At 41.4% G+C, this 21,305-nt stretch carries 18 protein-coding genes and 1 riboswitch; of the genes, 13 read left to right on the top strand and 5 right to left on the bottom strand.

The features are described from left to right. The first annotated feature begins 22 nt into the window (after positions 1-22). The 8 genes from JKM87_RS12905 (at position 23) to JKM87_RS12870 (ending at position 7,679) form a co-directional block, all read left to right on the top strand. The gene (locus JKM87_RS12905; protein WP_202080791.1) at positions 23-622 is read left to right on the top strand and encodes a TetR/AcrR family transcriptional regulator; all 600 of its coding nucleotides are present in this window, start codon (positions 23-25) and stop codon (positions 620-622) included. Positions 623-874: 252 nt separating this feature from the next. Beyond that, a complete protein-coding gene (locus JKM87_RS12900; protein WP_202080790.1) occupies positions 875-1,711 on the top strand; it encodes a helix-turn-helix domain-containing protein in 837 nt (278 codons plus the stop codon). Positions 1,712-1,793: 82 nt separating this feature from the next. Beyond that, entirely contained in the window at positions 1,794-2,366 is a 573-nt protein-coding gene (locus tag JKM87_RS12895) for a dihydrofolate reductase family protein (protein ID WP_202080789.1), read from the top strand. 269 nt (positions 2,367-2,635) lie between these two features. Then, positions 2,636-2,965 (top strand): ArsR/SmtB family transcription factor, encoded by a 330-nt coding sequence (locus tag JKM87_RS12890; protein WP_202080788.1) that lies wholly within the window; start codon positions 2,636-2,638, stop codon positions 2,963-2,965. A 74-nt stretch (positions 2,966-3,039) separates the two neighbouring features. After that, the gene (locus JKM87_RS12885; RefSeq protein ID WP_236838817.1) at positions 3,040-3,570 is read left to right on the top strand and encodes an SRPBCC domain-containing protein; all 531 of its coding nucleotides are present in this window, start codon (positions 3,040-3,042) and stop codon (positions 3,568-3,570) included. Positions 3,571-4,479: 909 nt separating this feature from the next. Next, complete coding sequence (locus JKM87_RS12880; protein ID WP_202080787.1) at positions 4,480-5,739, top strand: glycoside hydrolase family protein; 1,260 nt, start codon at positions 4,480-4,482, stop codon at positions 5,737-5,739. 360 nt (positions 5,740-6,099) lie between these two features. Next, entirely contained in the window at positions 6,100-7,440 is a 1,341-nt protein-coding gene (gene brnQ / locus JKM87_RS12875; protein ID WP_202080786.1) for a branched-chain amino acid transport system II carrier protein, read from the top strand. Continuing rightward, the gene (locus tag JKM87_RS12870; RefSeq protein WP_202080785.1) at positions 7,437-7,679 is read left to right on the top strand and encodes a DinB family protein; all 243 of its coding nucleotides are present in this window, start codon (positions 7,437-7,439) and stop codon (positions 7,677-7,679) included. Before brnQ ends, JKM87_RS12870 begins: the two co-directional genes overlap by 4 nt. 71 nt (positions 7,680-7,750) lie before the next feature. Here JKM87_RS12870 and paaI read toward each other — a convergent pair whose 3' ends face one another. The 5 genes from paaI to JKM87_RS12845 form a co-directional block, all read right to left on the bottom strand. Beyond that, positions 7,751-8,173 (bottom strand): hydroxyphenylacetyl-CoA thioesterase PaaI, encoded by a 423-nt coding sequence (gene paaI / locus JKM87_RS12865; protein WP_202080784.1) that lies wholly within the window; start codon positions 8,171-8,173, stop codon positions 7,751-7,753. A 55-nt stretch (positions 8,174-8,228) separates the two neighbouring features. Further along, positions 8,229-9,602, bottom strand: a complete 1,374-nt coding sequence (locus tag JKM87_RS12860; RefSeq protein WP_236838816.1) for a hypothetical protein — start codon at positions 9,600-9,602, stop codon at positions 8,229-8,231. Between the two features lie 364 nt (positions 9,603-9,966). Next, entirely contained in the window at positions 9,967-10,245 is a 279-nt protein-coding gene (locus JKM87_RS12855; protein WP_202080842.1) for a 2TM domain-containing protein, read from the bottom strand. A gap of 203 nt (positions 10,246-10,448) precedes the next feature. Then, on the bottom strand, positions 10,449-11,048 hold the full coding sequence (locus tag JKM87_RS12850; RefSeq protein ID WP_202080783.1) for a lysophospholipid acyltransferase family protein: 600 nt from the start codon (positions 11,046-11,048) through the stop codon (positions 10,449-10,451). Positions 11,049-11,198: 150 nt separating this feature from the next. Continuing rightward, positions 11,199-12,143, bottom strand: coding sequence for a diacylglycerol/lipid kinase family protein (locus JKM87_RS12845; RefSeq protein WP_202080782.1), 945 nt, complete (start codon positions 12,141-12,143; stop codon positions 11,199-11,201). Positions 12,144-12,491: 348 nt separating this feature from the next. Between JKM87_RS12845 and JKM87_RS12840 the strand changes: the two genes are divergently transcribed. From JKM87_RS12840 to JKM87_RS12820, 5 genes are all read left to right on the top strand, one after another. Beyond that, positions 12,492-13,463 carry an AAA family ATPase gene (locus JKM87_RS12840; RefSeq protein ID WP_202080781.1) on the top strand — a complete coding sequence of 324 codons (972 nt, stop codon included), beginning with the start codon at positions 12,492-12,494 and terminating at the stop codon, positions 13,461-13,463. Positions 13,464-13,509: 46 nt separating this feature from the next. Beyond that, positions 13,510-14,727 (top strand): DUF58 domain-containing protein, encoded by a 1,218-nt coding sequence (locus tag JKM87_RS12835; protein WP_202080780.1) that lies wholly within the window; start codon positions 13,510-13,512, stop codon positions 14,725-14,727. Beyond that, complete coding sequence (locus JKM87_RS12830) at positions 14,714-17,017, top strand: DUF4129 domain-containing transglutaminase family protein (RefSeq protein ID WP_202080779.1); 2,304 nt, start codon at positions 14,714-14,716, stop codon at positions 17,015-17,017. Before JKM87_RS12835 ends, JKM87_RS12830 begins: the two co-directional genes overlap by 14 nt. 365 nt (positions 17,018-17,382) lie before the next feature. After that, complete coding sequence (gene guaA, locus JKM87_RS12825; protein ID WP_202080778.1) at positions 17,383-18,921, top strand: glutamine-hydrolyzing GMP synthase; 1,539 nt, start codon at positions 17,383-17,385, stop codon at positions 18,919-18,921. 171 nt (positions 18,922-19,092) lie between these two features. After that, positions 19,093-19,195, top strand: a riboswitch (purine riboswitch). 243 nt (positions 19,196-19,438) lie between these two features. Then, positions 19,439-20,746 carry an NCS2 family permease gene (locus tag JKM87_RS12820; protein ID WP_202080777.1) on the top strand — a complete coding sequence of 436 codons (1,308 nt, stop codon included), beginning with the start codon at positions 19,439-19,441 and terminating at the stop codon, positions 20,744-20,746. The last annotated feature ends 559 nt before the right edge of the window (positions 20,747-21,305 follow it).

Raw genomic sequence — 21,305 nt, 5'->3', positions numbered from 1 at the left:
TAATAGTTGAAAGGGTTTTATTATGTCTCCAAGAAACGAAGAACAAAATAAACAATTAAGAGATGAACGTAGAGAACAGATTTTGCAGTCTGCTCTTAAGGTTTTTGCCAAACGTGGGTTTGCTGCTACTAAAATAAGTGATATTAAATCAGAAGCTGGTTTAAGCCATGGTTTGGTTTATCATTATTTTAGTTCTAAAGATGAAATCTTTTCGACGCTCGTTGAAAGGGCATTAGAAGGATCAAAAATGGTTGTAGATTATGCCTCACAACAAAAATTATCACCGTTAGGAAAAATAAAATGGATGACCGAAAAGATTTCAAAGGAAATGTCAGAAGACGGTGCTTACTACAACCTTATAACTATCCAAGCTTTTACTTCTGATGCAGTACCTGAACAAATTAAATCAATAATTAATGACAAATCACCCAATGCATTAGAAGGAATTTTACCGATTATTAAAGCTGGTCAAAAATCAGCAGAAATTGTACATAAAGATCCAGTTAAATTAGCTGCTTTATACTTTGCGGTAATTCAAGGGATTGCAATGCAACAGCTTCAAGGTAATAAAATAATTCCAACACCTGATGTAGAACTTATTTTGAGAATCTTTAAAACATAATAAATCGATTGATAATGATGTTGGGTGGATAAAGATGAGAGGTTTGTCGCCATAATCAACATTGATCTACAACCATATTACACCTTGCGTTTGGGGCTTGCTGAATTATAATCCCCCTATGTATCGTTGAATTCATAGGCAAGGATATCATGAGTAGAGCATACAATAACGTGCATCTGGAGGTATGTAACATGTATCAACCAGTATCCATAGGAATCAGCAACTACCTTTAGCCGGAGGTTTTAGCGGGTTATGAGAACCATAAACTTTACAGTCTTGCCGCCACCAAAGGAATTAAGACGCGATATTGAGTGCCTTCGGATTGCCACGCATACGGGCAGTGAAGCATTGGATGTTAAGGTATGTCCGAATGGCCTTCCTGGTATTGTGTTCCAACTTTCCACCGATGTTTCAGCTGCTATAGAAAGTATTGCGACACGCTCGGCACAAATTTCGAATATTCCAATATTGTTTCTACATGGACAAGGTTCGGAGCCGAGTGTCATGCACTTCAGAAACAAGCCTTACACGACAATACAAGTGGTCTTCAAGTCTCACGCACTCTATACGTTGTTTGGTATGGATGCATCCTCGCTCAACCAAGGCTTTCTAATGCCCGACCAAATTGGTGCAAAAAAGCTAGAGAAGCATCTTATAGCCACCAAAACAAATGCTGAACGAATTACTATGCTTGGTGAATTCCTTATCACAAAGCTGGAGCAAACGAATAAAAGAGATGAACTCATCGAGCAGACGCTGGATTATATTCGTTTGCACATTTCAACGGTTACAGTAAAAAAATTATTGTCGGCATTTCATATTTCGGAGCGTCAATTCCAGAAGCGTTTTGCCCGAGTCGTTGGCATGCCACCCCAGCTGTACATTCGAGTAAAGCGTGTGAATGAAGCACTGAAGATGATGAGTACGGGGAAGTACGAACGATTTTCGGATATCGCTTACGCGCTTAACTATTACGATCAATCGCATTTTATCCGCGACATCAAAGCATTTTCCTGGGTTACGCCCAAAAGCATTGCGAATAAAGTTAGTGAATTCCATACCGATGAGGCCGGGTCATCGTATTTATAGCAAAAATGACGGCTTTGTACAATTTTATATCACTCTTTCCAATTATAATGGGAATGTACAATATAAAGGAAGGAGCATTACAATGCGTAAAGTCAAAATGATTAACCGAGTTTCTATTGATGGCTATTTTGCTAGTCTCAACGACATGACTGGAGGGATGGACTGGTTCGTCCCAGACAACGACGTTGATAAAACGACTCACGAGATGGTGAAGGCAGATACGCTCATAGCAGGCAAGGCTACTTTTGAGTTGTTCGAGGCTTCATGGCCGCCCGTTCTACGCGACCCGAACGCCCCCGAAGAAATGAAGGTGTTGGCGCATGAGCTGACCGACATGAGGAAAATTGTCTTTTCGGAAACGCTGAAGATGTCCGACTGGGAGAACACTGAATTTTATAGTGGAGATATCACTGAAGTTGTAAAGAAGCTGAAGGAAGAAGAAGGATCTGACATTCTCATCTTGGGTAGCGGCACCGTCGTGCAGCAACTTACTAATGCCGGCTTGATAGACGAGTATGTGTTCATCCTAACACCGGTCATTGCGAGTGAAGGAAAGCCACTTTTCAAAGAGGTTAAACAAATCGGGCTTACGCTGCTTCAATCCAAGAGCTTTGCTTCAGGCAACGTGCTGCTGCACTACGCTGCTGCTGAATAGTTAGCGGTACACTGGTAGAACATTGCCTGTGATAGACGAGAGCTCTCGCAGGCATATTCAAAAAGTTATCTGAAAATATACTTTAGGTGATCGACAATGCAGTCGATCTTTTTATTTGGTATTTAAATCAAAAGATTATGTATTACAGACTTAACGAAAAATAGCTGTAAAAAATAATAAATATTCCTTTAAAGGAATATTCCTGTTATGGTATATTATAATTAAGAAATAAATACATAAATAATCAAGGATGGTGTTAATATGAAATTATGAACACAAAAATATTGAGCGCCCTTGCCGAACCCAATAGACTACACATTGTTGAATTGCTTCGTGACAGTCCTCTCACCGTGGGGGAAATCGCGGATCGGCTTCAGATACGACAGCCACAAGCGTCAAAACATCTACGCGTTCTATATGATGCAGGAATAGTGGAATTTTATGCTGAAGCGAATCGCCGCATATACAAATTACGGTCAGAGCCTTTCAAAGAATTAAATTCTTGGTTGGAACAATACCGTGAAATGTGGGAAGAAAATTTCGACCGCTTGGATCGTTATTTGCAAGAGTTACAAAAGAATGAAGAGAAATTAAAATAAGTGTAAGCATACATGAGTGACAGAAAACATTCTATTCTCTCAAAAACGACTTCATTAAGGAGTCATTTGATCTTATGAAAAAAAAATTATTTATTGGAGGAATTAAAATGTCTGCGAAAATCGAAATCACTCGTACATTCAATGCGCCACGAGATCTTGTGTTTAAAGCTTTTACCGAAAAAGAACATCTTTTGAACTGGTGGGGTCCAAAAGGATGGACACTGGATATTACTAAATTAGAAGTCCACCCGGATGGTGTCTTCCATTACAGCCAGAAGTCACAGGATGGCAACGTTATGTGGGGAAAATTTGTTTACCGTGAGATTAATGCTCCAGAAAAACTTGTTTACACCAATTCCTTTTCTGACGAGGAAGGTAATACCATACGTGCTCCCTTTAACGAAAACTGGCCATTAGAAATTCTGAATACTTTGACATTCAACGAGAACGAGGGCAAAACAACACTTACGATGGTTGCAGCTCCGGTTTCCCCTACGGAGGAGGAAGTCAAGACTCTCGAGCAATCACAAGAGATGGTTCAACAGGGATTTGCAGGAACATTCGATCAATTGGCCGATTATCTATCAACGGTATCAAACATTTAATAGAAACCGTTCTAACGAACACCGCATTTCTAGCGGTGTTCTTTCGTTATTGAGGTGAAACCGATTTAAACTTCTTAGTTCAAGTTCAACAAGGAAGTTATTAAGAATTGCACACCATCCGATAATCGATTATTTAACAGTAGGAGGCTTATGTTGAATTAGAAAGACGAAAAAATATCAGAGTCATTTGCTGCATAGTAGAACGATACTATTCAATAGAAAATGATATTCCGTATTTCAGGTGCGATTGCGAGGAAGACCATAAGCCTAATTCTAGGTAAAAATAAGGAGAATTAGGCTTTTTCATTATCTCATAAAAACGGTAAAATAACATTAAAGGTTTTACAGGAACAAAATAACAAAAACTTGATATGCCTCTTTTCGCACACATCGATAAAGATATTACACTACACACTTTCATCTTACGGGCGGCATGATGTAGGCCGACCTTACCATCCCTACCGTTAAGCAGTTTTGTGTAACGAAGTGGTCGTTTTGACCACATTTTGACCATAATTTAAACAGTAAAAATAGAGGCTTTTCATGAGTTCTTTGAACTTTAGGGAAGCCTCTTTTTATTTTTTAAAATAACATAGTATGATTCATTTAGTAGTGGTTCAGAGAACAGCCCTGTTTCCATTCAATGTTTAACAATGTTACGATAGAGGCCTTTCTTTTATTGATAATTGAAAGGGCTCTTTTTCTTTTAATCACTTGTTAAGAACCCTTAACATTATCAAATCCTTCCTAAATTGTTCCAAACAGTTTGTTATTGTTTGAATAAGTACCATTTTATGGTATATTTAATAATATCAGAAAATTTAAAATACAGGGAGGAGGCATCGTTACATCAATAGCACCTTAGGGTAACTTAACCTAATAACTATGGATGAACGGAGGAGATATGCATTGCTTAAAATGGTTAAAATAAGACAAATCATTCGGCTGATTAGTGTTATCGCCTTACTTTTGGTGTTAATGCCTTACGTCTCTGCCGCATCAGAGTCAACAGATAACACGTCGGCAGAGAGTAGTCCCATAAACGTTGATGTTGGAAGCGGGGAAATAGAGAAAAATGAACAATCGAGCAAAACAGCGGAACCAGCCAATGCTTGCGGGACGGGGTCTTATCATGCGGAAGTGTTTAAGAACGGGAATACATGGGAAGCCCGTAATGGTTATCAGGTTGTCTATACTGGAGATGACATGCTTGAAGCGATGAGGTCAGCCGTTGATAGCCTAACATGGGGGCGTACGTCACAAGAAAGCGTGGTTGTTCGCGACTCAGGGACGATTCCGTCAAACGCATCGCTAGACTTACCGAGCCACACGGCCTTAGAGGTTTGTGGAACAATTCATGTTGAGTCACATGGTCATTCTAATATGGATGCTGCCGTTCGTATTATGTATGCTAAAAATGTGTCTGTGCCGCATTTGAACGTTACAGGACATCCCACTTTTGGCGTTTTTGTACGTACGTCTGAGGATATTCATCTCGGTCAATTGAACCTTAATCTATCTGGCGGACACGGTATACGCATCGATAGCCGGGATAATGATGATGTCTACGGGGTACGCAATGTCCGTCTAGATCATGTCTATGTGTCCGGCACGAGCAATCATGGTGTGGAAACCTATGGTGTCGACGGCATTAGTATTGGGACGGTCATTGCGAGGGACACCGGTTACTCAGGGTTGCTCCTGAATGATACCATTAATGCCACAGTCGGTCTCGTTGACGGTGAAGGGACCGGTACGGGTACGGGTTACGCTGCGTTCCGTATGGCCAACAGAAACGGTCAGATAGATAGTGAATATTCTACTAATATTTATGTAGATGAAGTGAAGGCACGTGGAGGAGGGCGTGGCATCTTCTGCGTATCTGAGAGTGGGGGTGCTGTCGTGAATCGAGTGGACATTTCAGGGACTGGCAGCAACGCGATTTTAATTGAGAATTGTCACAACGTCACAATCGGAACAGAAGGAGGCACGGTTGAAGGGCCTGGGGACATTCGTATAGCCGCACGTACGGAGTTTGCCAATACGTCTAATATAACACTAGAGAATTTTACATTACGGAATTCAGCCATCAACGAAAACCCTTGCGGTGAGAACATTGTTATCCGCAATATTACTTTGGAGAATAGCCGGATAAACGCCTGTAACTGACACAAGAACCGCTAGACCCAAACTCATTGAACACAACTGAGTCTATAACATTGATTTGATCAATAGCATCCCACGTGCCTTACACGTGGGATGCTTATACCTCTATGCTTCATCCGCCTCGTTTTCTCAGAACTGATGCTTCGTACGCACACCATCCCTTCTGCAAGGGCCAAAAGCATATTGCATGAGGGGTTCTTATTATTTCCATTATTAAAATTTGTTTTACTAATGCAAATACAGGTGGTACCATATATTAAATCCAAAGAGAAATAGACAAAAGGTTATAGTTTACAATTATGACAGGAAAACTAGCAAACTTCTTTTAGGTACAGTGCATACAAACAAATTGGAGGGACTGTAGTGTCAAATAAAATTTCATTTTCATTTTTAATCATTTTGGGCTTCATGCTATTCGCCCTATTTTTTGGAGCAGGAAATCTAATTTTCCCTGTAATGCTTGGTCAAACAGCAGGAACAAATACTTGGGCAGCTAACGCTGGGTTTATCGTTACTGGAGTCGGTTTACCTTTACTCGGTATCATCGCAGTGGGGATATCAGGAAAAAGCGATGTGCAATCACTAGCAAGCCGTGTACACCCTAGTTTCGGTCTCATTTTTACAGTTGTTCTTTATCTATCAATCGGACCTTTGTTTGCCATCCCAAGGGTAGGTACTGTTTCATATGAAATCGGGTTTAAGCCGTTTATACCAGAGGAAAACACTGTACTTGGTTTACTCATATATACGATGATCTTTTTTGGACTTACAGTACTTTTTTCATTAAAGTCCTCGAAGATTGTTGATATTGTCGGAAAATTTTTAACCCCAATGTTATTACTATTTATTGCTATTATGATTATAACAGCATTTTTAAATCCTCTTGGGCAATTTCAAGCACCTGCTGAATATTACACGAATAATGCCTTCTTTAAAGGATTCAAAGAGGGATATCTTACAATGGATGTTCTTGCCGCTTTTGTTTTTGGCATTATCGTTATCAATGCCGTAAAAGAAAAGGGTGCCTCCAGTAAAAAAGAAATAATAATGGCTGTTACGAAAGCTGGCGTGATAGCAGCTGCACTTTTAGGAATCATATACACATCTCTTTCTTACATTGGAGCTTCAAGTGTAGATAGTCTAGGTCTTTTAGATAATGGGGGAGCCGTTCTTGCGAGTGTATCGAACCATTACTTCGGTTCATATGGCAGTATTTTACTTAGCTTGATTGTTACTGGCGCTTGTTTAACGACAAGTATTGGACTTATCACGTCTTGTTCTTCTTATTTCTCTAAATTGTTACCAAGTATGTCGTATAACAAACTCGTCATTATTTTCTCTGTTTTCGCTGCTGGATTAGCTAATTTTGGACTAAATGAATTAATTGCTATATCAGTTCCAGTTTTAGTGGCGATTTATCCATTAGCGATCTGCTTAATGACTTTAACCTTTTTACATCCATTATTCAAAGGTAAAAAGGAAGTTTATCAAGGCAGTATATTATTAACTCTCGTTGTAGCTATATTTGACGGGCTAAACGCAGCGGGAATGGCAATTGCTCCAATTAACAACCTATTTACCACGATTCTTCCTATGTATGAAGTTGGCTTAGGTTGGATAGCACCTGCTATAGTTGGTGCAATATGCGGTTACATTTTTTGTGTATTACGTAAGAATCCAACTCGAGGGAGAATCACTTATTGAAATTTATACCGAGACTGTCTAGACTCAAGCAGGCTTGGCAGAAAATCATAGAACAAATTAATTCAGTTTTCAAGGATTTACAGGATACAGCCGCTCTTTTAGATGATTCCGATTTTGATGAGCCAGCAGACGATGACGGAAAAACACTTAAGGTCGTACTTGCAGACATGGCTATGCATGTTTCATATCATATTGGACAAATCGTATACATTCACAGGCTACAAGGCATCACAAGGTAAATTGATTTTAACTTCATCAATGAATAAATAGCATCCCACGTGTCTTAGGCGTGGGATGCTATGCTATACCACTATGCTTCATCCGCCTCGTTTTCACAAAACTGATGCTTCGTGCGATACACCATCCCTTCTGCAAGGGCCAACAATGTGTTCTCCTGGTTGACGATCTCCATGCGATAAAGTCCGAGCTTATTAGATTTGTTATCTTCTGTGGCAACGGCCACCAGCTCATCACCCACCTTTGCTGCTGCTAAATAATGAATGGTCACAGTGATGCCCACGGCCGTTTGACCATAAGAATTACTGGCACAAGCAAATACCGTATCCGCTAGGGAGAAAATACAACCCCCATTAGCCGTACCGTGAAAATTAAGCATGTCCTCACTCACAGACATCCTGCCCTTGGCATAACCTTTATCCACTTTTTCAATGGTAATCCCCAGTTTCTGAGCATAAGTATCTCGTTTAAAATAGTCGTTCACCACGTGATTCATGATTGATCCTCCCAATTTTCAAGTATCTTCACAGAAGCCTCATTCATTCGACTCCTTAACCACTGATCTGTGAATCAGGATCTTCGTTCTTTAGATTCATTTCATCCTTGGCAGCCTGATTTTCTTCTTTAACCCCTATAAGGAAAAGGTATAATACGATACCGATGCCCATCCCCCAAGCTGCGCCATACGTAGCCGTTAGAAACCCAATGGTGAGCGCAATGCCACGAGAGACATTCGTTTTAACCATAGACATGGCCACGTAAGCACAGGCAAAACCTGTGAGTAGTAGGGTAACAGACAGGGCTACAGGAAACAGGGGTGTAATAAAACTAATCACAGGCATTAGTAACCCTAATGGAATAGCTAACAGATAAAAATTCATAGGTCCGCTATAAATAGAGTCCATAACGGTCCGTCCCTTTTTGTAACGTTCAATTAGAAAGATTTGAACGCCTGTCCAAATGGGCCCGTGCACCCATAAAAGAGGGCCAGCAGTCATGAGCTGTCCTAGATTTCGAATGGCTAAAATATAGTGGCTACGTGTAGGGTTAATATCTATTTTTTCATCACTTCTCGCCTGGTCGGCGTCTTTGATTAACGTATTGGCTACAAGCAAATCACTAAAAGCGAGAATATAAATAATGATGCCGATCGGTAACACAGTGAAGATCATTTCCCAGCTAGGTAGTCCTACAGCCCATATGGACAAAGTGGCTATCGTTTCGGCCACTGGTGGGATGAAGAACCCCCAACTCATCTCGAAAGTGAGTTCACCGCTGATCCAACCGATAAGACCTGCTCCGCCAAATGAGATGAGTAGTGCGTTGGAGCCTGCAATCGCTTTGGCTTTCGAGTCAGGTAGTTTAGCAAATGGAATAGAATACATCAGAAGCATCACGATCACCCAAGCGGAGATCAGCGTGATGGGCATAGATGGTAGTCGGTCTAATTCAGATTGAAAGGCTGCAATAGCAGCACCCATAATAATACCGGCTTTAATAGCAGTAGGAAAAAAACGATTAAATGTTTCACCAAGCTTCGTGATGCCTAAGAACAGAAACAGGAATATAACGACGAGAAAGAGTGCAATCATCCCTTCTATGGCCTCAGCCCCTGGTGTTAAAGTATTCATAAAAACAATCGTTAAGGGGAGACCGGCTGTAATAGCACCTGCCGCATAAGGGTCACCGAATATAACCGTTTGAGCTATCACCCAAAAGAGCATCACAAGACTGACTGTCCAGGCTATATCGAACGAGACGCCAAAAAATTGCATGACGAGAGGTGTCACCGCGCCACATGTGGCTAATAGCATGAGAGCACCTTGGATATGTTGACTCGGTTTTAACTGTAGATGTACACCTGGCAACCGACTTGTAAAAGGTCCCCACTTGAACCCTGGATGTTCTTGTCCTTTTTTATTCATGCGTCCAACCCCTTTCCTATTTAACAATAATTAGAAGATTCAGACATTTAAAATCAAAATAACTGCGGGAATCTACTGGGGAATTTACGCTAAAAAAGTGTTCGTTTGTCCATATCAAACCCTCCTTTCATATCACGTATATTTAACGACATATTATTTTTTATTATATAAAGAATAGATGAAAATGGGCGTCCTTGTCAATATGAAAGCGTTAACAAAATTTTGATTACTGGCCTGTAAGCCATAAAAAAAAGCGCTAAGGAATATTTAGCATACTGACCTCGCGCTTACATCTAAACTTTCATATATTCATTTTAAGTTATAGACTACAGACGACTGCATGTCTATATCACGCGTTTAATGCTCACTTACCCGATTGATCCTTATCCATGTACTCTTGAATCTTTCGTTCTTCCCAGCCCTCGCCAAAGAAGCCAGAGGCGAAGGTCACTAAACCATGGACGGTCAAGCCGACACCCCAGCCCATAAGTGGAAAGATAAACCACCATTCACCTTCAAACGTAAAAAAGTTAATAAAAAACAGCATGATATTAACCAAAATATACACGGTTGAGTGGATGTAAAACCCTTTGAGGTTCTCTACTTTCTTTTTAGCCCTTAAGTATCTTTCATCATGATCCATATCTTTCACCATTTCATCACCCCCTTATTATTTGGAGTAAGATAAATACCATATTTTAACTATATGACACATCTACCACAAATGTACAGACAAAATAAAAAAGCTTGCTGAGTGAGGCACTCAAGACAAGCTTGTCAAATGTCCGTCTCGGAGGTGTGCGATACGAGCTGATGCATCCCAGTGAGGTGGTACAATCACACATGTTAGGAAGAGAATTGTGCCTGGTCCTTTAAGTTAACCAATGCATCGTGGAGAACGCCGCTCATCTCTCTATGACTGTCAAAACCTTCAGGATGTATGGGTTCTGCCACAAGCACCTTCACTTTGGCTGGTCTAGGGAGGCCATTAACTTGAGGAAGGGCACGTTCTGAGCCGTCAATATACATCGGAATAATCGCTTTACTAGTTTTATGGGAAAAATAACACGCGCCTAATTTAAGATCTTGAAAATCCTTATGTTGGCGACGCCCGCCCTCAGGAAAAATGCCCAACACTTTATCTTCCCTTAGGACCTGTATGCCATGTTTAATCGCTTGGATATCACGTTCTTTACGTTTGACCGGTATGGCCTCAAAACCTCTAAGCACAGGGCCAAGAAACCAGTGATGGAAAGCTTCTTCCTTAGCCATAAAAAACGGTTGATGAGGTAGTACTGCCCCTACAAGAAATGGATCTAAATAATTTTGGTGATTAGCCACCAGTACATAGCCTGGTGATGTCGGTATGCGTTCAGAGCCAACAACTTCAATTCGATGGTATAACTTTAATAATCCCCCTAGTATAGGTTTGCCCCAGCGATACATAGATGTCCCCCTTCATCATCGATAAATGATTTTTATATAATATGTACAAGTAATAATGGATATAACCCTAACCCCCTCATAACGTCTTTAGATACGTATATGTTATGATAGGTTCTTTTCCAATATTGAATTGGAACTCGGTTTATCGATTTAATATATTAATTGCCCTTTTTCGTGGATTTCAACGTGTAGAGGTGTTTGTCCAATCACTTCGCCATCGGCATGGACGGTGAGCGGACGTAGACTCTCAATCCTGACATGTCTGCCTTCTAAAAGGTTAACCTCGTTGAAGCGATGATGCTGTCCCACCAGTGCTGCCCCGAAAATGGGGAGGAGCTTCCACCTGTTTAGCTTATGAACAATGCACACATTAAGTAAGCCGTCATCCACTCTTGCACCAGGCGTTATTTTGATACCTCCACCGTAATACGGGATATTGGTCACAGCGATGAGCCACACGTCGTCATACGTTTGTTTGACACCATCAAGTTCAATGACTATATCAGTCGGTTCATAATGATAGAGCAGACGCATAGCAGAAACGGCATATGCTAGCCCACCTAGTTTGACCATGTTAAGCCACTTCTTATAGCTAGCATGATTAGTCGCCTTTGCGACTTCGCCATCAAACCCTATACCGACACCATTGACAAAATGACGGGACTTTCTTCTTTCTCCAAGGTGTTCAAAAGCAAACCTGCCAATGTCCAACGGTTTTCCTCTTTTACCCGCTGTTTGAAAAAGGTGTTGAATGGCCCCTTTTGGGGTACTGGGTAAGGAGAACCCTCGAGCGAAGTCGTTACCAGAACCAGCAGGGATATAACCGACGGGTATTTGGGCATGAGGTTGCAGACCGTTAACGACTTCATGTACAGTACCATCCCCGCCTACAACGATGACAGATTCAAGTTTTTCTTTATGTAATTCTGCAATTTGTTTCGCAATATCCTCTGCATGACCGGGGTGCTTAGTAAAAAAAGTGCGATAATGAACATTATGACTTTCGCACGCCAACTTTACTTTGCCCCAAACCCGTAGGCTTTTTCCGTGTCCGGCGGCCGGATTAATAATGAAAACAATCATCTTTTTGTCCATAATCCTATTCTCCAATGTCACGAATTTCATGTATCGCTTGTCGTTTATAATTTCGGTGATAAGGAAAAACATGTATAATCTAAGATATTATAAAATGAAATCAATCTGAGTTGAGGGTCAACAATTCACAACGATTTACACGATTCACTATCGTTTATGATTCACTATCATTGTTAGCCTTAATAAGTTCATTTTATAAGAACTTGGCCCAAATGGCTAATTTTTCTGTAACAACTAACAATACAATCATCAATCATGTAAGAAAAGGTCATCCCTTTGTAAAGTAAAAATGATATAGTAAAAATAAACAGAAAATGAGAAAAAATAACGCAGTTCTGGAGGTACACAATGAGCCATTATCATATTGATCAATATCATCCCAAAATGAAGCGAGTGATGGATAACGTCAACGAAGTTATTGTAGGGAAACAAGACGTGGTTGAGCTGACCCTCATCGCTATTATTTCAAAAGGTCACGTTTTACTAGAAGATGTGCCTGGCGTGGGTAAGACGGTCCTAGTAAGATCGCTAGCCAAATCTTTAGGTTGTTCCTTCAAGCGGATTCAATTCACACCCGATCTCCTTCCTTCAGACGTGACAGGTGTGTCTATTTACAACCAAAAAGAGATGCTTTTTGAGTTTAGAAAAGGGCCCATATTCGGCAATATTGTCTTAGCCGACGAAATTAATCGGACATCACCTAAGACGCAGTCTGCTTTACTAGAAGCGATGGAAGAAAGCAATATTACGGTCGATGGTGAAACAAAACAGTTACCTCAACCGTTTCTAGTTATGGCGACACAGAACCCGATCGAATATGAAGGGACATTCCCATTGCCTGAAGCACAACTAGACCGTTTTCTATTAAAAATGAATATGGGCTACCCCACTCAAGATGAAGAGGTGCAAGTTTTATCAAGGGTACAGGAAGGCCATCCTGTAGATCGAGTGGAGCCTGTGTTAACAAAAGAAGAGCTCATTGAAGCACAACAGGAGGCAAGAAACGTATACGTCGATGAATCTATTAAAGATTACATTGTCCAAATTACACAAAAGACGCGAGAGCATCAAGATGTCTATCTGGGTGCAAGTCCAAGAGGGTCCCTAGCTCTTCTGAAAGCAGCCCAGTCTCTCGCTTATATACGGGGTCGTACTTATGTTATACCGGATGATGTGAAGTTTCTCTCACCTTATACATTAGAACACCGCGTCATACTAAAGTCTGAGGCAAGACTCAATGGTGCCACAGTGAAACGCGTACTACAGGAAGTGCTCAAGAGCGTGACTGTTCCTGTGATGAGAGAACCGGTGAAGGGCTAGTTCATAGTAAAAAATATTGAGATCGTAGATACAAGGGTGTGAACACATGTTTAACAAATCTTCTTATGGCGTCTGGACGGCCATCCTAGGTATAATGGGCGCTTATGCATATGCAAAGTTCCAAGGTGGCTTTGTCAGTTGGTTTACATTTTATACAGTGGCGCCTATCTTGCTGTTCTCACTTGCGTTGTACATGTTGGCCTTTCGGGGTATGACAGTAGAACGGATAGGGATAAAACGTCGCTATACCGCCCAACAAACCATTCAGGTGACCATCACTATTAAAAATCGGATACGTATCCCTTACATATACCTTGTCGTTGAGGATGGGGTCCATTCTGTTACGAACAGGGGGAAGGGCACTTATAAGAAACTATTGATTCCAGGTTTTAAGAAAGAGTGTCAAATGACGTACGATATACCAGATGTTCCACGTGGCGTTTATCAGTGGCATAAGATCACACTGAGAACGGGCGACCTTTTTGGTTTAGTGCAAAAAGAAATGGACTGGCAAGTGACAGATGAGTCGATTGTATACCCACAGGCTAAAGACCTGCGTTATTGGCGTACCTTTAATGAGAAGAATACGGGTGCCAATCAAACCCTCAATCGTCAAGACGAGGATGTTAGCTTAGTCATGGGTGTGAGAGATTACGCACCAGGAGACCGGCTATCCCGTATCCATTGGAAAGCAACGGCACGTTCGAACACACTAAAGACAAAAGAATATGAACATCAGGTCACAAACGATTTCATGTTCTTTTTAGATCGAAAGTCTCAGGGATACCAAGAGTCAGAGGCGTTTGAGAGAGCCGTATCTCTTATAGCGACATTGACCAAGTATGCCCTCAAACAAAGCTTTTCAGCAGGGCTTGTATCCTATGGTCAAGAGGCCAAGGTCATACCCCAAGCCAAGGATCAGGAACAGCTTTACCGTATATTTGAACATCTTGCGCGTGTGAGGTCGGACTCGACCTTCGCTTTAACAAAAACGATACTACGAGAGGTCCCGTACTTACCTGTCGGGACGACCGTGGTCATTGTCTCACCTCAATTAACAAAGAAAGCTGCAGCACTGATAGGCGACTTAAGTTATCGTAAAATTAAAGTTGAATATTTCTGGATGACGTCCAATAGAGACCTCACACAAGAGGAAAAACAATGCTTAGCACAATTAGACCAAGCACAGGTGTCATACTATCTAGTCCGAGACGATCACTTTTCCCAGGTCCTGACAGGAGGTGAACAGCATGTCACAGCCTAGTCAACGCCAAGCTAATCAATCTCTAGCTAATCAATCTTTAGATAAACAACCTCAAGATGAAAAGCAGCCGTTACTTCCCGTCGTAACAATGGCCATCATAGGAATCCTGATTTTACTGGTATGGGAATGGTTTAGACCAATGATGGTCTTAACGGAAACCTATACGATACAGCCCTTTATCCTGTTCTTTGCTTTTGCCATTCTACAGATATGGCTGAATCTTCCAATTTGGATGAAAGGCGCCTTAAACGTCGTATTAATCCTATATTTCGTCCATTCGTTATATTTTTTTGGTCCATTATTAGACTCAGAGTGGTTGACCTTCATGTTAGCTGAGCTAGTCCATTCATTACAACAAGTCATACAGTTAAACTTTGCAGACCACAGCTGGCTAGTGAAGACGTTGTTTTTCTTTGTCTTTCTGTGGACGGCTGCTTCATATCTTTATACCTTACTGTTTGAAAAAGGGAAAGTACTTCTGTTTGTGGTCTTAACGGTGACCTTTCTAGGTGTCATCGACGCCTTTTCTCCATATGAGTCAAATATGCCTATGATGCGGACACTATTTTTAGGTTTCGGATTATTGGCGTTAAACCATATTCGACAGACATTCAGAGCATCGTCAATAGAAAACAGTGCCTTCAAACAACAGGATACCAGCCAGTTAAAAAGGATTGCATTCATCTGGTTAGTCGCGAGTTTAGGGTCCGTATTAGTTTTGACGTCTATCGCTTATTTATTACCAAAGGCAGAACCGAGCTGGCCGGACCCTGTCAGCTTTTTAGAAGGATATTCTGAATACGCCAGAGGTGGCACGGTACAGAGGATTGGCTACGGTTCAAATGATGAGCAGCTTGGGGGCCCCTTCATTATGGATGAGGGACTCGTGTTCACCGCTGAAACCCAAGAGGTAGGCTACTGGCGTGGGGAATCCAAGAATGTTTACACCGGTAAAGGTTGGATTCAGGAAGGTCCTGAGGAATGGCCTCTGTACGCTGAGCACTCCGAGAGCAGTACGATTTTTTCGGACCTCCCTTTTCGGCTTTTCGAGGATCAGAGTAGTCCTTACGAAGAGATCAATATTCGCCTGCAATTCGAGCCAGATGCGACATATCCTAACGTCTTCTACCAAGGACAACCCGAAAGAATCTACACGCCAGGTGTCGCACAAATGGAGGGGACTACATCAGGAAAATTACAGGCTAAGGATGAAGCAGGTCAACCACAGTCCTTAGACCGTTATATGATAGACAGTGCCTATCCATCGTTTTCAATCACAGCCTTACAAAATACACGTTTTAGCGATACACCAGAACATATCAAGGACATGTACACACAGTTACCCGACACACTACCAGAACGTGTATATGAGTTGGCGCAAGAGCGGGCCTCCAGGGCTGATACAGATTATGAAATTGTAAAACAGATTGAACGTTTTCTTCGCTATGGCGAATTTGAGTACAACGTTGAACAAACGGCCATTCCTGGTGATGATCAAGACTACGTCGATCAGTTTCTATTCGAAACGAAAAAAGGGTACTGCGATAACTTTTCCACGGCCATGGTGGTCATGCTACGCACCTTAGATATCCCAGCCAGGTGGGTAAAAGGTTTTACTTTCGGAGAGGTTGTGGAAAACATTGATGGTGAAATAGTCACAGAAGTTCGTAACAAAAATGCGCATTCCTGGGTTGAGGTCTTCTTTCCAGGTGTAGGCTGGGTCCCATTCGAACCGACGCGTTCTTTTTACAACCTGACTAGCTTTGATTATGATTATGACGGTCATGCTGACGGAATCGACGAGCAGGATGTGACGCCTGACATACCTGAACAGGATTTAACAGATGAAGAAAATGCACCCGAACAAGAGGAGGAGACCGGTGCAACAGATAAAACAGACACCACACTCACATTGACGCCAGTGTGGGGCTTGATCCTATTCGGTACCTTTGTCCTCTTGGTTACAGTGACCATGTATATCTTTAGGAAGAGACTCTTACTCGCTTGGGCTTTAGCGAAATACAAACGAGCGAATCCAGAGAAGGCTTTATATATTATCTACGAATGGCTTGTACGTCTCCTTGGACGATTTGTTAGTAAGAGAGAGCCATCAGAAACAGTTCGCGAATACATTTCCAGGTTGGAGCAGGCTGCCCATCAAGAGGAATGGAGAACTTTCACACAGATATTTGAAGAACTAAGGTATAATAAAAAAGAACAAATGACAGCAAAGCATAATGATCAGGCACTGAGAGTATGGAAGACCATTATGAAAAAGCTTAATCTGTAAAATGCATAGCAAATTTATATAAAGGAACATAGTTGTATAAAGGGTCTTAGTTGTATAAGAGTAACCCATTTGTTAAAGAAACTCAGTTGTATAAAGAAACACCGAAGTTAAAAAAACCGTTTTATAAGATAGTATCAAAAGAAATACCTAAATAAGGCCAGAGTTATAAACGTAAATAAGATCGTTAGAGTGCTTCTTGACCTTTTATAGGCACATTGGTATGATAAATCCAAACTATAAGTCGACAATAGCATAAACGGCGCTTAAGCTGGGATCCCTTCCCTTTGGGAGTCCTAGTTTTTCTTTTGGTAATAATACTGTTATGACAAGGATAAGTGCACAGTGCTACAAAAGGAGGAGTCGTAGTGGAGAGACCAGATGAGATCATTGTTGTCCTAGACTTTGGAGGACAATACAATCAACTTATTGCCCGCCGAATCCGTGACCTAGGGGTATATAGTGAATTACTACCACATCATGTTAGTGTGGACAAGATCAAAGAACTCAACCCTAAAGGGATCATCTTTTCAGGAGGGCCGAACAGTGTTTATGAAGAGGGGTCTCCGAAATGTGATGAACGCATATTCGACCTTGGTATCCCCATATTAGGGATATGTTACGGTATGCAGCTCATGACCCACCACTTCAAAGGCAAAGTTGAAGCGGCAACTTTAAGAGAGTACGGAAAAGCCTTGATTCAAATTGAACGGCATAACAAGCTTTATGACGGTTTAGACGCAGAACAATCAGTATGGATGAGCCACGGAGATCTTGTTATTGAACCTCCAGAAGGATTTGGTGTCGACGCCACCAATCCATCATGTCCAATAGCAGCAATGAGTGATGAAAGTCGCCAATTATATGCTGTACAATTTCATCCCGAAGTGAGACATTCTCAATATGGAAATGAAATGCTACGCAACTTTATTTATGGGATTTGTCATTGTGACGGCAACTGGACGATGGATGCTTTTATCGACCAAGCTGTTGAGACCATTCGAGAGGCTGTGGGAGATAAAAAGGTCCTTTGCGCTCTAAGTGGAGGTGTGGACTCTTCCGTAGTAGCTGCGCTTATACATCGTGCCATTGGAGACCAGTTGACCTGTATGTTTGTCGACCATGGACTACTCCGCAAAGGTGAAGCCGACAGTGTCATGGAGACGTTCGGACAAAAGTTCGAAATGAATCTCCTCAAAATAGACGCTAAGGAGCGCTTTTTATCAAAACTCGAAGGGGTCTCTGACCCAGAGCAAAAAAGAAAGATCATTGGTAACGAGTTTATTTACGTTTTTGAAGAAGAGTCAACCAAACTGGAAAATATGGATTTCTTGGCACAAGGGACACTTTACACAGATATTATCGAAAGCGGGACAGATACTGCTCAGACGATAAAATCGCATCATAATGTCGGTGGCCTTCCCGAACACATGAAAATGGACCTGATTGAACCCCTGAATACCTTGTTCAAGGATGAGGTGCGGAGACTAGGGGAGGAATTAGGACTTCCAAAGGAGATCGTATGGCGTCAGCCGTTCCCTGGACCAGGACTCGGCATTCGTGTCATCGGTGAAATCACAGAAGAAAAACTAGAGATCGTGCGCGAATCCGATCACATCTTACGCGAGGAAATTAAGAATGCAGGATTAGATCAGGAGATTTGGCAGTACTTCACGGCATTGCCTGACATGCGTTCTGTTGGCGTCATGGGGGATGCTCGAACCTATGATTATACGATTGGTATACGTGCAGTGACTTCCGTGGATGGTATGACAGCAGACTGGGCACGAATTCCTTATGATGTACTAGAAAAAATTTCTACAAGAATATGCAACGAAGTAACAGGTGTTAACAGGGTTGTTTATGATATCACTTCAAAGCCACCATCAACAATTGAATGGGAGTAGCACCTGATTAAATAATGTAATAATAATAGTATCAAATAAGAATATCGAATCATTAAGTATTCAAAAAATACGAATGTTTGGGCTAATATCTAGCTCCATCATTCGTATTTTTGTTGACATATGTCGAAGTGAGGATTAAACTAAGAAATGTAGCAAATATATTTAATCACAAAAAGTAAATAGGTCACTTGTCGTATATTTTTGGGGATATGGCCCAAAAGTTTCTACCAGGCAACCGTGAATTGCTTGACTACGCACAAGTATAACCCATGTTTCAATAGGTTTACATTCTTAAGGCTTGCGATTTACTGAGGAGTGATAATGACATCTGAGCACGATGATTTATCTCACTTCAGTGGAATGTTACCTAAAAAGAATGAACAAGCGCATTTTGTACATGGTGTTATCTTTTGTTTAGTCATATAGCAAATTTCGGTAATCAATCAGTCTAGGTAGATAAGTGCCTAGGCTTTTTTTAATGGTTAATTAATAGTAAGGGGAAAAGGGGGAAAAAGACATGAAACGGTATTTTGACTTCGAGCAACATGGTACGAGTTACAAACAAGAATCGATGGCGGGGGTTACGACGTTTCTCGCTATGGCATACATCCTATTTGTTAATCCCGATGTACTAAGTGAAGCAGGAATGAATGCAGATGCAGTATTTGTTGCGACTGGTCTTTCAGCTGCGATTGGTTGTTTGATCATGGGTCTATGGGCCAAGTACCCGATAGCATTAGCGCCAGGTATGGGACTCAACGCCTTTTTTACGTTTTCAGTTGTCATCGTTATGGATATTCCCTGGCAAGTCGCACTATTTGGTGTCATGATTTCAGGTATCATATTCTTCTTCTTAACGATAACAAAGATTCGAGAAACGATTATTAACGCGATTCCAACACAACTGAAGCTGGCAGCCGGTGCTGGGATAGGATTGTTCATAGCTTTCATCGGTCTACAAAATGCAGGGATCGTTATCAGCAATCCAGCTACTATTGTGGGAATGGGACACTTGACAGACCCTCTCACTCTTTTATCTGTTTTTGGTGTACTTGTTTCAGCACTATTTATGATTAGAGGGTTTAAAGGTGGTATTTTCTACGGTATGGTCGCTACCGCTGTAGCGGGTGTGGTTGTAGGCTTAATTGACCCACCTCAAAAAGTTGTTTCAGCTATCCCTAGTCTAGAGCCTACTTTTATGCAAGCGATCACCTATCCATTAAACAATCCCGAAGTCTTAACAACCCAACTGCTTATTGTAGTCTTCACATTTTTATTTGTAGATTTCTTCGACACAGCTGGGACCTTGATAGCTGTAGCAAATCAAGCGGGCCTACTGAAAGACGGCAAATTGCCAAGAGCTAATAAAGCGTTAAGTTCAGATTCTATAGCCACCATTACAGGTTCTTTATTAGGGACTTCAACCACTACGTCATATGTAGAGTCTTCTGCAGGTGTAGCCGTTGGGGGAAGAACAGGCTTCACATCAGTCGTTGTGGCAGCATTGTTTTTAATATCAATGTTTTTCTCTCCATTATTAGGTGTCTTCACTTCTGAAGTAACTGCACCTGCTCTTATCATTGTAGGTGTACTGATGGCGGGTTCTTTATCTTCGATTTTATGGCAGAAGTTAGAGTACGCGATACCTGCGTTTGTCACTGTGATTACAATGCCTTTAACCTACAGCATCGCAAATGGAATTGCACTAGGGTTCGTTCTTTATCCATTGATGAAGGTCTTTAAAGGAGAATACCGTCAAGTTCATCCTATTATGTATGTACTGTTCTTCGTTTTCATTGCTTACTTTATATGGCTAGTGGAATAAGGAACAGAACTACAAGAGTATGCACTCACTGATGTAAGTAATCGATTGCCCAGCACCACAGGTTCGCTCCTGTGAGTGCTGTTTTTTTATAGCTGAGGGTGTGGCTAATAAGGTGAGCGAGTGTATGATCACCCAGCACCACAGGTTCGCTCCTGTGAGTGCTGTTTTTTTATAGCTGAGGGTGTGGCTAATAAGTGAGCGAGTGTATCGATCACGAAGACAACAATAATAGCAACAAAGTATTCTATAGTATAAAAAAGAAAACCCAACATTAATCGATATGATTTAGGCCAATTGCTACCCTCCTTTATGAGATGTAAGATACGAATTGATTTTTTTATAGTTTAGGGTTGCGCGTTTTATGTCCGTGTGTTATATTATTACTTGTCGCCGCGAGAGAGCATTGTTGCGGCACACAAATATAGCAAATTAAACAATATAAAAAAGTTGTTGACAGACATTAACCTGCATGTTAAGATGGTTTTTGTCGCCGCGAAAAGCGCGGTTGTTCCAACAACAAGAAACACGAATTAAGTTTAATCAGCTAATAGCGCAACGT

This window comes from Caldalkalibacillus salinus, from assembly GCF_016745835.1.
GTDB lineage: Bacteria > Bacillota > Bacilli > Caldalkalibacillales > JCM-10596 > Caldalkalibacillus_A > Caldalkalibacillus_A salinus.
Note: the sequence above shows the minus strand (reverse complement) of the source record. Positions and strands in the feature narration are given on the sequence as shown.